We start from the raw sequence: 13,351 nt of genomic DNA, 5'->3' as shown, positions 1-13,351 counted from the left end.
AGGAGGATAATCATGAAAACACTTAAAAAATTGATTGCCTACACCTTCATTGGCATGGGAATAGGTACACTGGCTACCTACTTGGCTAGTCTTATCATCGGAAAAGGATTTTCTCCTGCTATCCCAGCTTTTCTAGAACAATTTCCAGATAAAACGACAGCTATTGGCGTTCAGCTGATGATTTTTGCAGGATTAGGCATTCTGCAAGGAATGGCTGGCTCTATTTTTAGCAAAGTTGATGCTAAGCGTAGCCTGCTAGCCTTAACAGGCATCCACTATGGACTAATCGTCTTGCCTCTACTGCTGGCTGGTTGGTACCTCAAATGGTTCTCACTTAATCTTCCTGCTTTCATAGGTTTCCTCCTTCTTATCAGCGGCATTTATGGGGTTGTTTATCTCTTTAACTACCTAGCTATCAAAAAAGATATTCGAGAAATCAATACTAAGCTCGGTTAAGTTTTACAATCAATTCTACAAAAAACCATGTGAAATAATTGTTCCACATGGTTTTTCAATTTCTAACTAATTTATAAAGCAGCGCGCAAACGGGCTTCTGCGTTTTCAACATTACGAATGGAGCGTGGCAAGAAAGCACGGATATCGTCTTCTTTGTAGCCAACTTGCAAACGTTTATCATCAATCAAAATCGGACTCTTCAAGATACGAGGATTTTCTTGGATGAGATCAATCACCTCGCTAACGCTCAAATCTTCAATATCACAATTTAAGGCTTTAGCATAGCGATTCTTAGAAGATACAATGCTTTCAACACCATTTTCTGTTTTTGTAAGGATTGCCATAATTTCTGCGCGTGTCAGTGGTTCTTTTCCGAGGTTCTGTTCTTTGTAAGGGAGCTGATGAGCATTGAGCCAAGTCTTTGCTTTTTTGCAGCTTGTACAACTTGAAATTGTATAAATCTTAATCATGTTCATTCTCACTTTCTATCCCATGATACTTGTATTATACCATAGGCTTAACCAGTAAAAAATAGGTCTAGAGACCTATTTTAAAAAAGTCAACTAAAAAGTTAAAAAACGACACATTGTCATCTAATTGTCACAAAACCAGAGTAAAAAAGTTTGGAGGCAAGATCAGCTCCAAACTTTCTAGACAAATTCAAGTTAAATAAGAATTATCTCCTTTATGTTTAATCACCGAACACATGAAACTTTAGCATTCGAAAAAGCCTTACATCTCATTCCTATTCCTCAATTTCGATAGCATCTTCAAGTTCCAAAACAAGATCAGCGGTGTTGTCCTCAACTTCTGGTACTTCTTTTGACTGGGTTGCATTTGCAGTCGCTGCATCATCCTCAATTAAGCCGTAATGCACGCGCACCTTGTGGTCAATTTCATCAAAAACTTCAGGATGGTCAGCTAAATATTTCTTGGCATTTTCTGAACCCTGGCCAATCTTTTCACCATTATAGGAATACCATGCGCCAGCTTTTTTGATAATGTCCAAATCAGTCGCAATCTTAACAAGTTCGCCTGTCCGCGAAATTCCTTCACCATACATGATTTCGACAAAGGCTTCCTTAAATGGTGGAGCAACCTTGTTTTTAACAACCTTAATCTTAGTTTCTTTACCAACGTTGCTATCTTTTTGGTCACCTGAACCTTTGATTTGCGTATTGCCACGAACATCTAGACGAACAGAAGCATAGAATTTCAGTGCGCGTCCACCAGGCGTCGTTTCTGGGTTTCCAAACATAACGCCAACTTTTTCACGTAACTGGTTGATAAAAATCGCAATGGTTTTTGTTTTATTGATTGAAGCAGAGAGTTTGCGCATAGCTTGCGACATCATCCGCGCCTGCAAACCAACGTGGCTATCTCCAATATCCCCATCAATTTCGGCACGAGGTACAAGAGCAGCAACCGAGTCAATAACTACAAGGTCAATTGCTCCAGAATCAATCAATTTACCAGCAATTTCAAGACCTTGTTCTCCAGAGTCAGGCTGTGACAAGAGCAATTCATCAATATTAACGCCAAGAGCCTGTGCATAAGCTGGATCAAGGGCGTGCTCAGCATCGATAAAGGCAGCAATTCCGCCTTCTTTTTGAGCTTGAGCAACCGCATGAAGAGCCACTGTTGTTTTACCTGAACTTTCAGGACCGTAGATTTCAATAATACGTCCTTTAGGATAGCCACCTGCACCAAGGGCAATATCAAGAGCCAACGAACCTGAACTCATCACTTGAACTTTCTGTTCAGCGCGCTCACCCAAACGCATGACCGCTCCCTTACCAAAGTCTTTTTCAATGACCTTTAGGGCATCGTCTAGCGCTTTCTTGCGCTCATCACCAAATTTCTTAGTGACTTCTTCTATTTTTTTTGTTTTTTTAGCCAAATTTTTTCTCCTTCTCTTTGAGAGATATACTCCGCATATTATATCAAATTTTAAGCATTTAATAAAGCTTGGCGTACTAAATTGAAAGCATATAAAGTTGCGATGTAACGAACGTCCGAGCGGCTACGTCCTCCAATAACAACCCTTATAGAACGAACTTCTTCCCTACTAGCGATGGCAAGGAAAACTGTTCCTGCTGGATGTCCTTCAAGTTCGTCTGGACCAGCAACACCAGTCAAACCGATGCCAAAGTCGGCATTTGTTAAAAAGCGAGACTGCTCTGCCATTTTTTCAGCTGTAAAAGCACTAACTACTCCATGTGACTGCAAGTCTTCCAAAGGAATCTGCAACATTTTAGATTTTTCCTCAATACTGTAAGTTACGAAACCACCATTGAATACCTCAGAGGCTCCTGAAAAATCAGCAAGACTGGCTTGAAAGAGACCTGCCGTCAAGCTTTCAGCAGCAGTGATAGTTTTCCCCTTCTCTTTAAGTAATCCAAAAGCTACCTGTGCAAGACTATTATCATCACCATAGCCATAATGTAGCTGACTCAGCTCCACCCCTTCCAAAGTTTTAACTGATAAAATCTGAGTTTCCAAAACATCCAGTTTGGCATCAGCTTCTTCTTGTGTTTTTGCCTTAGTCGATAAGCGCAGCGTAACCTCTCCTGTCTTAGCATAAGGTGCCAGAGTGGGATCTGTCTGATTATCAATCAATTCCTTCAAAACAGTCACTAGCTGACTCTCACCTATCCCAAAGAAGCGTAACACACGCGAATACAACTTGGTGTGATTAATTGACAACAGAGGAACAAGATACTCATTGACCATGGGCTTGAGTTCACTTGGTGGACCAGGTAAGACGACATAAGTTACGCCATTGACCTCCTGTAGGCCTCCAACTGCCAAACCAGTGATATTTTGGAGAGGGATAAACCCTTCAATAATCTGTGCTTGCCGTTCATTATTGGGTGTACGTGCATACTGAGGACGCGTCGCAAAAAAGTCATCCAACTTCTGAATGGCTTCTTCATCAAAAACTAACTCACGCCCTAGATATTTGGCTAAAGTCTGCTTGGTCAGATCGTCTTCGGTTGGGCCAAGACCACCACAAAGTACTACCAGATTACTACGTTTGCTGGCAAGGTCAATAACAGACAAGAGCCGTTCTTCATTATCTCCGACAGCGGTCTGGAAAAAGACATCTATTCCCAACTCTGCAAATTTCTCCGATAAAAATTGGGCATTAGTATTGACAATTTGTCCTGTTAAAATCTCAGTGCCTACAGCAATCAGTTCAGCTTTCATATTTACCACCTACTTAGTTATTCGTAATGTTGTCTATTATTTTAACAAAAAATCCCAAATCACGTAGAAATTCACTGAAAAGTTGTTTAAAATCTTTTATTAGAACTATAAAACACGGTATCTTCTCTTATTTTAGTAAATAGCCGTATTTTTGAAACAACGATATCATGTAAACTGAGGATAAGGGCCTAAAATGAACTGATTTCCAAAGAGTATGATTTTCAAGCGTAGACTTGAACCCACCTAATTCTATAATAAAAAAGCCATCTTATGATGACTTTCTCAGTAAAATTCGCAAAGACTTAGAATTTGGTCACCTTTACCAATCACAATGAAAGCTACTTAGGTAGTTCTACTTGTTTGACTTAAGATGTTTTTGCGACAGTTCAGAATAAAATAACATAACTTCAGACGACAGCAATTACTTTTACTTGAAAGCAAGAGATGCCATTGCTTGCCATATATGATGTGTGCCTGAACCTCCTAAAGCATTTCTCCTACACATTAGCAACACTAGGAATATCAACAACCTCGTCTGCCAATTCCCAAATTCTTGGATTGTGGGTTGCAATGATAATAATTCTCTCACTCTTCCTTAAGGATAGTAAAATCTTCATAATCTCTTCAGAAGTTTTAGGATCCAGAGCAGCTGTTGGCTCATCTGCAAAGATTAGTGGAGGGTCTTTTAAAATAATTTTCGCCAAGGCAACACGCTGTGCTTCGCCTCCCGATAATTCAAAAATTTTTTGCGATAAATCAAGATAGCCTAGACCAACGGTTTCAATAGCTTGCTTTTGCAAAGCTCTACGCTCGGTCTTGCTAATCTTTTTACCTACCAAACCTAAATCAAGATTTTCCTGAATCGTCTGACTTTCTAGTAAACCGAAATTTTGAAAAAGGTAACCAAGATAATCTCGGAAAAATACTCGTGATTTTATCTCTCTCAAATCGGTACCCTCGTAACTAATTTTTCCACTGTCGTAAGTTTCCAACTTAGCTAGAATATTGAGTAGAGTAGTTTTACCGCAACCACTTGAGCCAACCAAGGCATACACCTTCCCATCTTCAAACTGAAGTGTCGTATTTGAAAAAATTTTGCGCTGCCCAAATGTTTTTGTTAATTGTTCAATCACTATCATCTTATTTCCCTTTCAATACAGTAACAGCTAAGCGATTTTCAGCTGACAATTGCCAAACAAGCGTAGCCAACGAGCAGCCAATAAAAAGCAATAAAGTAACTAAACTTATAAGTAAATTCTGACTCATGAAAACAACCGTTGCAAAGCCGATTAAAAGAACCACAAATTGTGCCACTAAATAGTTTCTATGGATGGATAAAGGGGACATGCCCGCAATACGTTTAATAAAGATAACTCTTCTAAACTGCTCAAAATACAAAAGGTTCATAGAGTTGAAAAGTAAAATAGACGTCAGTACCCCTAGAACACTTCCAGCCAAAGTGCTGATAACTTCTGTTTGAATATTACTGACCTGCATTTCGTAACTGGCTTGGCTATTTTCAACATAGGAAATCCAAGGGTAAGTACCGTAGTCTTTCAACATCTCAATCGTTTTATCATAACCATTAAAGAAAAGATAGTAGTTAAGAGCATTATTCCAAAACGACTTCGCTAAAGTACCATTACCCGTTGAAGTTGGAGTTAAGACCAAAAAAATCGGATCAGTGACATATTGTTGTGAAGCAATTGGTGTTTGATTAAAGACAAAGTAAGAGCGATGATTAGGTAGATAGGAAACCTTCGCTTCTACCTGCTCCAGCCCCATCATTTTAGCAAAATAGTCCTCATAGATTTTAATGTATTGTTGACTATCTTTTGATAATTTCTTAGGCAAGATAAGACCAAATTGACCTTCTTTGAGTTGCGTCAGTTGCTCCATCACATGACTAGGCACATCAATCTTCTGATTGGTAAAATAATTAGGTGTCACAAAGAGTGTGTTTCCTTCAGGCGCGTAGTCTGTCAATCTGGTACCTTGAACAGTTTGAGAACTCAGCATATAGTTGGCAAAATTGTGCTGCACAAGCATGGTACCATGATTGGTAACACCATCTTGAATCAACTGATACCAGATAGTTTCTCGACGATCCTGCTCTTTCTTGTTATACGGTTGCTGTCCACCAAGATTAAAACCAAGATTGAACCAGTTTTTCTCTTTTCTCCACGCTACTTGTGATAAGGATTGTTGCTGTAGTTCTCGATTATAAATAATAATACGGTTGACACTATTGCCAACAATAACCACTGCCAAGAGTTGCCCCAGCAACATTAAAATAATTAAACGCCGCAGAGGAAGTTTTCCTTTAATAACTTCAATCAGACTGGTCTTTTTTAAACCAAGAAGATAAACACCACTTAACAAAAGAGATACGAAAGCTAATAGAAGCGAATAGCAAAGAGTTGTCCCTGCTATTAAGAGAATAAAGTAGGATTCAAACAATCCTAAAATCCCCAGAAAGCCCAATCCTAATAATACTGAAGCGACATAAGCCTGTAAAATAAGAAAGAAATCTTTTTTAACCGTTTTAACCGTGATTTCCAACAGTGCCTGACCAGAAATAAGCCTAATACCAGCGGACCTTAACTCTCTAACGCGATAAATCAAAGTCAAAGCCAAGAAGGTTAGGAGAAAAATAAGCAAGGCTAAAAATTGTGCTCCTTTAGACAAACAGGATACAAAAAAGTATAAGGGATTCGATTGTTCACCAAAATCAACTGCCTGATACCCCAGTTGTGTAAAGGTCTCAAGAAGCTTTTTCTTAGTCAATGTTCCCTTGATAATCAAATAGCTATTAGCAAGAGAGCTGCTTTTAGCACTTGCGACAGATGCCTGACGCATCGTCTTAGGCAACCGTCCTTGTCCGTAAGTTGCATAACTAAAATTAGCCTTTCCAGAGCGTTGTGGTTCGGCAATACGTCGAGCAACCAAGCTATGCGTTTCATTAGCTAAGTCTTCTAGTACCTTTTCAAAATCTCCGCGAGAAGGGGGCTCTTGAGTCCCTAAAGTCCCCATGATTGTAACAGAAGGATAGCTCATATATCTCAACTGAGTTGACCTCTCAGAGATAACCCACACAAAAAATAAGGTCATGATAGCAGTTGATAGAAAAATAAAAACTCGTCTCATCTTTGCCCCCTATAACCACGGAGGAGCTAATGAAATAGCTCCTCATTTACAACTGTTCTACTTAACGCCACAATTGAAATAGGCTACCTCACCTACACTAGTATTTATAAAAGCTGTCGAAGTTGCATTCGCCCCTACTTCGCTATAATTAGCTTTTGAATCGCTAGCTCTGATAACATTTGACCAGTGTCTTCTGGTTCGATGGTAATAATTAGAAAAAGCTCCCCAATTATTAGGATCATGATGTCCACCGTATGACCAAACACCACCATAAATATTTTGCGCTGCAAGAACTCCTGGAGCAATTGCTAAAGACAATAAAATCACTGTGCAAATTTTTACAACATTATATCTGACTTTCATGATTAACTCCTTATATTATATTTAGTGCAGTTAGCTACTGCCAAGGTCCAAGTGATACACTTGGAATAAGCCACTGTGAATTAGTTCTTTTGCTCCAATCGTTTGACGATTTCAAAAAGGCTCTAACCACAGCTTTTTGTTTCAATTGGTAATGAGTTTGATAACGCATAGATGTTTTATCTCGTGTGTTGAAAATTCTTACCAGACATATTCATCTACTCAAAAGCAACATCTCATTGATGAGAAAAAGTGAGATAAACAACGATAGCTAATAACGTAATCCCTTGAAAAAATTGGCTTTTTCAAAGGTTCTTTGGCTGACTCTAAAATTAGCCAAATTGAAACAAGAATTATTTCAGACGAAACTATTGACTTTTCTTATAACTTGTCTTTCTAGGATAATCAGACAGTATCCTGAATTAACACAATATATTAAGTTTCCTATCCCATTGGACTCATCTCCTCCCTTTTTCTATTATAATTTAAAACGGCCATAGCCATCTCCACCAATCTTCAGATAGCAAGCTAGTAAATAGTACAACAGCAGATAAAGGCAACACAAACTGCGATAATAATTTTTTCATCTTTCTACCTCCATATTTTATGCTATAATACTAGCATAAAAATAAGTTGTTTTTATAAAATGTAATCTTTTGTCACACTATTGGAGGAGTTTTTATGCGTTGGGATTTTGGAGCCATTTACAAGAAAATCAGAAAATCCAAAGGACTATCACAAAAAGAAGTTTGTGGTAATCAACTTTCCCGAACTAGTCTGTCAAAAATCGAAGCCTGCGAGCGTGTGCCAAACATTGAAAACATGATTTTTCTACTTAATCAGATTGATATGAGTTTGGAAGAGTTCCGCTATATTTGCAATTATTATCAGCCTAGTAAAAAGCAGCTTATTTTTAACAAAATATATAACCATACATCCTCAACTGACACCACAGAACTAGAAGGTATCCAAAAAGATTGTCTAACGTATCTAAAAACACACCATGATGTTCCAATTCAACACATCAACGATACGCTGACTATTGTCATCCATCTACGAAAGCACGGGCTCTCTAAATCTAGTGAAGAATTTTTAGAAGCTACACGGCGTATTTGGAATTATATTGAAAAACAAGATGAATGGTATGAAAATGACATTAAGCTTTTAGGAACTATTCTTTACAGCTATCCTATTGACTATCTGCCTTTAGTTACTGATAAGTTACTTCGCAGTCTAAAAAAATATCAATACTACAGAAACATTAAACCATTGGAAGTTAATTTGCTAGCTAACATTGCCAAACTTTATCTACATCATGATAGAAAAGATAACTGTGAAGACATTAGTTCCCGACTGTTACTTGTTGCAAAAGATATTAAACAATACGATGTAATGGCTATCGCTTATATTTATCTCGGTATTTGCCGTGGAGATGATGTTCTGATTGACAGAGGAAGGGCTCTCCTGCGGCTGACTGAAGAAACTCAATTACTAGAAGTGCTTGAAAAAGAAATCAAAAACTACCGCTGATACTCAGTGAAAACCAGACGAGGTGATACAATCCCAAATAGAATCATCTTTATCAAAACAAGGCAACAACGTCCGAGTTAGATTTCGAAGAGTATGAGATTAAACTTGGCGGTAGCTTTCTTATATCCTTATCTTGTAAGTTTTTTGAAGAAATCTTCTTTATTGCAGATAATAAACAAGGAGCAAACTGGTATTGCTAAAAATATGTAGCAGACTTGAAAAATAGATATTCCGATTGGTTTTTAAAAATAAACCTGAGTAAACCAAGCCTGAACCTAGATAGCCCAGCAAACCTATCACTTCCCGTAATTCCCAGCTATGCAAATGACTAGCAGCAAATAGCAAACCAGACAGGCTTATTGCCGCTACCCTACCAAACCTATCCTCTAGGTAACTTGCTAAAAATTGCCGATAAAACAACTCTTCAACTACAGGACCCAGGATTCCCACAATAGGAATAATCATCCATGCGGGGTAGAGCTGAAGTATCTTCCCTATATTCCCTTCATTTATCATAGCTACTGTACCACCTGCCAATTCCTGCAAGTAGCCCAGAAACAGAGAAAATATCCCATCACAGCATATTGCCAAGACATAGCCAAGAAGCAGAATAAGACAGGACTTCCACTTGTGCTGAACAATCCATCCTAGCTTGTCTGCCAACTCTCTCCTCCATGCATGCAGACCTAGGAGGGCCAGAAGGACATAGGTAGCAAGTTGAAATGGATCCCATACTGCTCTAGGGAGAAGCTGGTAGCCATTCAGTAAAAAAATAAACGTATAAAGGAAGAAAAAGACTAGAGTTTCTTTCTTCGGGAGTACCATAATACCACCTCTTTGAATAGTAATCGTGCAAGATCCCAAGAGGCAAAAACAATCACGATAGCGGTGAAGATAAATATCAAGGACGACAGACTGCTCTCTGAAAATGGTAAGAGAAAGAGAAAAGCAAACAGGACGCTTAGGTAGAAAAGCAGTCGCTTAGACAGCTTGGTCTTTCCTACTTCATTTGTCTCTAAGCGAAATAACTGATCCAAGGATAGCTGATATTCTTCACACAGTTTTTTCATGTAATCTAAGGCAGGCACCGTTCGATCATTCTCCCAATTAGAAATCGTTTGGCGTGAAACACCTAATTGCTCTGCCAAATCTTCTTGGGATAGACTGTGTACACTTCTTAGCTGTTTAATTATTTTACCAATGGTCATCTTACCTCTCCAGTTTACGCTTTTTTGAAAATGATGCAGGATAAAATCCTTTGACTACTATTGTCAAAATCCTTTTACAGTGACGTTTTCCAATGACAGCTATTTTCATGATCATTGACGAGCCCCGCTGCTTGCAAGTAGGAATAGACACAGACCGGCCCCGTAAATTTGAAGCCCCGCTTCTTCATATCTTTGGATAATTTCTCAGACAAATCTGTCTTAGCCGGAGCCTGCCTGTAATCCTTGACAGAGTTGTCAAGCGGTGTAAAGTTTACCCAGGACCAAAGGTAATGATCAAAAGAACCAAAGTCTTTTTGAACTTGAAGAAAAGCCTGTGCATTAGCTCTGGTGGCGTAGATTTTCAGACGATTGCGGATAACATTGGGGTTTTGTAAAATCTCATCCAACTCTGCATCTGACATAGTGGCCACCTTGTTAAGATCATAGCCATGAAAGGCTTCTCTGAAAGCTTGACGCTTATTAAGAATGGTCTCCCAGGAAAGACCCGCCTGATAGGTCTCCATACATAGCAATTCAAATAAATCATGTTCGTTATGTAGCGGTTTCCCCCACTCCTGATCATGGTAGGCGATATATAGAGGGTTGGTCAGCTTGACCCAAGTACAACGTTTTGTCATGATATTTTTTCCTTCAGTGCTGGTAGGTGATTGATAAAGCCAAATTTTATCAATTGGACACCTTTTTAGTTTTGTGGACTTTACAGATTTCTTAGCACGTTACTAACTAAACACGAAGCTAAGGACTGTGTGAAAAAGATAAGTCTTTCTAAAACTTCTTGGCTCTTCGTCAGATTTCCCATTGTCACTTTGTCCTTTTAACGCTCCTTATACCTTCACTTCATCAGCATTTTCAAGCTGGACTTGATATATTGTTCAGCGGTTTCAGTGGTACCTTCAAAAAAGGCTTTGATTTTCTTGAGTTCGTTGGCTTTATAACCTAGAGCTAGAAGGGCTTCCATAGCTTCTTCTAGTTGCTCATTATTAGCTGAAGAAGCCTTAGAAGCTTTGCCATTTTCCACGGGAAGCTCTACAAACTTGCCAGCTAAATCCAAAACCATCTGTTGGGCAGTCTTTTTGCCAATCTTTGGAAATTTAGACAGGTATTTGATATCGCTATTATCAATAGCATTAACAAGGCCTTCGTTATCATCCACAGCAATAATAGCTAGCGCAGTTGTCGGACCTATACCTGAAACCGAGATGAGGTTGAGAAAGACTTGCTTCTCATCCTCTGTGTGAAAACCATAAAGTAATTGTGCATCTTCCCGCACCACATGATGAAGATAAACTTGCACTTCCTGATTCATCTGACCAGAAAAGCTATAGGGATTAGCGACATTGATGATATAACCCAGACCATATGCCTCCACAACAATGTATTTTGCAGTAATCTTAGTCAGGTTTCCTTTGATATAATCGTACATGTTAATATTTTCCTAATTCTCTTAGACTGGTGTGATTCTCTTGAATACGGCGAAACATCTTTTCCATATCAGACTTAGAAAAGTTGACTAGAACAGGACGACCGTGAGGGCAATTGTATGGATTTTTACACTGAGCAAGCTGCACAAGCAAATTACGTGCTGAATAATCATCCAAACTATGATTAGCCTTAATGGAACGTTTACAGCTCATCATAATAGCCAACTCTGCACGATATTTTTTTACCGAAACATCATTGGTCAAAAGAAGCATATCACACATTTCATAGACAGCAGCCTCAATTTCAGTCTCTTTCATCCAGATAGGGTGTTCTCGCAGAATGAACGTATTATTGCCATAGGGCTCTAAGTTGATGCCAACCTGATTAAGCATTGGCATCTTTTCTTGCAAACTAATAAAGTCCGCTCCTGAGAACTCAAAAAGATAAGGCACTAGCAACTGCTGTAAAGAACTGTCAACTTCCCCAATTTTGTCACGATAATATTCATACTTAACACGCTCCTGTGCAGCATGCTGATCAATGATATAAAGACCGCCATTTCCTTGAGCAAAAAGATAGGTGCCATGCATCTGGCCAAAGTAATCCAATTCTGGGAAGCTGGACTGTTCTTCATTTTCCAAATTATCAAGCATCCGGTTAATCTTTGCCTTATTTTTAAAATCCAGACTTTCGTGCTCACCCACTGCTTCATCTGCTGGGCGCTTGGCATGTTTGATGTTTTGGGTAGGTTGCTCAGTGTCAATTTCGTTGACAACAGCGTCAACCTTATCAAATTGAGCAGTCGTCTCCTCAACCACATCAGACTTCATAAAGAAATCGTTTCGTTCTTTATCATAATAAAGTTTGCTTTGTTTGAGAGGAAGGGTTGTCTGTTCAGGTTTTGGAAAACCTCGTGTGCTAGATTTGGCTAAATTTTCAAGAGCGTCTGGTATCAAGTCTTGTTCCCTTAGACTCTGGGCAATCGCAGAACTAACTAGCTGCATAAGTTCCTTTTCCTTGGAAATACGAACTTCTTGCTTGGTGGGGTGAACATTGACATCTGCCAAATATGGATCTATCTGGATATCAATCACAGCAATAGGAAAACGTCCCACCATCAGCTTTGACCCATAGCCATCTAAAATAGCACGATTAAGTAAGAAATTTTTGATGTAACGACCATTGATAAGGATTGTAATATAATTACGGCTTGCTCGTGTCAATTCTGGTAAACTGACATAGCCTGATACCTCAAAATCAAGATCAGCTGCTGAAATTTCAATCATTTTCTTAGCCGTATTGAGCCCATAGATTCCAGCAATAGCCTGACGTAAATCACCTGTTCCACTTGTCTTTGTCAACTCACGTCCAGCACTAATGAGGGTAAAAGCCACTTCAGGATGAGCTAAACCAAGCCGATTTATTACATCTACAATATGAGCTAACTCTGCCTGCAAACTTTTCATGTATTTTAAACGGGCAGGGGTATTAAAAAAGAGATTCTTAACAGTAATCTTCGTTCCGACTGGTGTAGAAGTCACTTCCTGTTTTTCAATTTTGCCCCCATTTGCAACTAATAAGGTTCCATGTGGTTCATCAGCTGTTGCTGTTTTCACTGTAAAGGAACTGATAGAAGCAATTGAAGGAATGGCTTCACCACGAAAGCCCAGTGAACGAATGCGAAAAAGGTCTGACTGGCTTTTAATTTTACTAGTAGCATGACGACGCAAACTAAGCGCTACATCATCAGCTGCAATTCCTTCACCATTATCCGTAATTTGAATGAGTTTGAGACCAGATTCTTCAATCTCAATGGTAATTTGTGTGCTCCCTGCATCTATGGAATTCTCCACCAACTCCTTCACAACACTAGCTGGGCGTTCAATTACCTCACCAGCTGCAATTTGATTGGCTAGAATTTCTGGAAGTTCAATAATTTTTGTCATAGTAGTCCTCACTTTATGTCAAACCTATTATAACATAAAAGGCGGAGACTT

General features: G+C 39.0%; 13 protein-coding genes. 2 read left to right on the top strand and 11 right to left on the bottom strand.

Going from position 1 to position 13,351, the window contains the following annotated elements; translation table 11 throughout:
• Nucleotides 1-12: 12 nt before the first annotated feature.
• Nucleotides 13-456: a DUF3021 domain-containing protein gene (locus ABZ559_RS00390; RefSeq protein ID WP_018376957.1), complete on the top strand. Its 444-nt coding sequence runs from the start codon at nucleotides 13-15 to the stop codon at nucleotides 454-456.
• A gap of 71 nt (nucleotides 457-527) precedes the next feature.
• Here the strand turns inward: ABZ559_RS00390 and spx are convergent, their stop codons facing one another.
• The 6 genes from spx to ABZ559_RS00360 all read right to left on the bottom strand — a co-directional run bounded on the left by spx (nucleotide 528) and on the right by ABZ559_RS00360 (nucleotide 7,176).
• Nucleotides 528-926 carry a transcriptional regulator Spx gene (spx, locus tag ABZ559_RS00385; RefSeq protein WP_026217171.1) on the bottom strand — a complete coding sequence of 133 codons (399 nt, stop codon included), beginning with the start codon at nucleotides 924-926 and terminating at the stop codon, nucleotides 528-530.
• Nucleotides 927-1,201: 275 nt separating this feature from the next.
• Nucleotides 1,202-2,356, bottom strand: coding sequence for a recombinase RecA (gene recA, locus ABZ559_RS00380; RefSeq protein WP_018376061.1), 1,155 nt, complete (start codon nucleotides 2,354-2,356; stop codon nucleotides 1,202-1,204).
• Between the two features lie 50 nt (nucleotides 2,357-2,406).
• Nucleotides 2,407-3,666, bottom strand: coding sequence for a competence/damage-inducible protein A (locus ABZ559_RS00375; RefSeq protein WP_317334318.1), 1,260 nt, complete (start codon nucleotides 3,664-3,666; stop codon nucleotides 2,407-2,409).
• A 497-nt stretch (nucleotides 3,667-4,163) separates the two neighbouring features.
• The gene (locus ABZ559_RS00370) at nucleotides 4,164-4,805 is read right to left on the bottom strand and encodes an ABC transporter ATP-binding protein (RefSeq protein ID WP_018376063.1); all 642 of its coding nucleotides are present in this window, start codon (nucleotides 4,803-4,805) and stop codon (nucleotides 4,164-4,166) included.
• Nucleotide 4,806: 1 nt separating this feature from the next.
• Entirely contained in the window at nucleotides 4,807-6,813 is a 2,007-nt protein-coding gene (locus ABZ559_RS00365) for a DUF1430 domain-containing protein (RefSeq protein ID WP_018376064.1), read from the bottom strand.
• A gap of 57 nt (nucleotides 6,814-6,870) precedes the next feature.
• Complete coding sequence (locus ABZ559_RS00360) at nucleotides 6,871-7,176, bottom strand: lactococcin 972 family bacteriocin (RefSeq protein ID WP_273403251.1); 306 nt, start codon at nucleotides 7,174-7,176, stop codon at nucleotides 6,871-6,873.
• Between the two features lie 678 nt (nucleotides 7,177-7,854).
• Here ABZ559_RS00360 and ABZ559_RS00355 point away from each other — a divergent pair.
• Entirely contained in the window at nucleotides 7,855-8,703 is an 849-nt protein-coding gene (locus ABZ559_RS00355; protein ID WP_018376066.1) for a helix-turn-helix domain-containing protein, read from the top strand.
• A gap of 159 nt (nucleotides 8,704-8,862) precedes the next feature.
• On the opposite strand, the gene ABZ559_RS00350 is transcribed toward ABZ559_RS00355, so the two are convergent.
• From ABZ559_RS00350 to mutL, 5 genes are all read right to left on the bottom strand, one after another.
• Nucleotides 8,863-9,366: a CPBP family intramembrane glutamic endopeptidase gene (locus tag ABZ559_RS00350; protein ID WP_367006776.1), complete on the bottom strand. Its 504-nt coding sequence runs from the start codon at nucleotides 9,364-9,366 to the stop codon at nucleotides 8,863-8,865.
• 134 nt (nucleotides 9,367-9,500) lie between these two features.
• Nucleotides 9,501-9,911, bottom strand: a complete 411-nt coding sequence (locus tag ABZ559_RS00345; RefSeq protein WP_018376068.1) for a helix-turn-helix transcriptional regulator — start codon at nucleotides 9,909-9,911, stop codon at nucleotides 9,501-9,503.
• Between the two features lie 74 nt (nucleotides 9,912-9,985).
• A complete protein-coding gene (locus tag ABZ559_RS00340; protein ID WP_018376069.1) occupies nucleotides 9,986-10,549 on the bottom strand; it encodes a DNA-3-methyladenine glycosylase I in 564 nt (187 codons plus the stop codon).
• A 215-nt stretch (nucleotides 10,550-10,764) separates the two neighbouring features.
• Entirely contained in the window at nucleotides 10,765-11,355 is a 591-nt protein-coding gene (gene ruvA / locus ABZ559_RS00335; RefSeq protein ID WP_367006774.1) for a Holliday junction branch migration protein RuvA, read from the bottom strand.
• A gap of 1 nt (nucleotide 11,356) precedes the next feature.
• A complete protein-coding gene (gene mutL, locus ABZ559_RS00330) occupies nucleotides 11,357-13,300 on the bottom strand; it encodes a DNA mismatch repair endonuclease MutL (protein ID WP_367006772.1) in 1,944 nt (647 codons plus the stop codon).
• Nucleotides 13,301-13,351: the final 51 nt, after the last annotated feature.

This window comes from Streptococcus sp. ZY19097 (assembly GCF_040731245.1).
Taxonomy (GTDB): domain Bacteria; phylum Bacillota; class Bacilli; order Lactobacillales; family Streptococcaceae; genus Streptococcus; species Streptococcus orisratti.
This window is presented reverse-complemented; position numbering and strand designations above follow the sequence as displayed.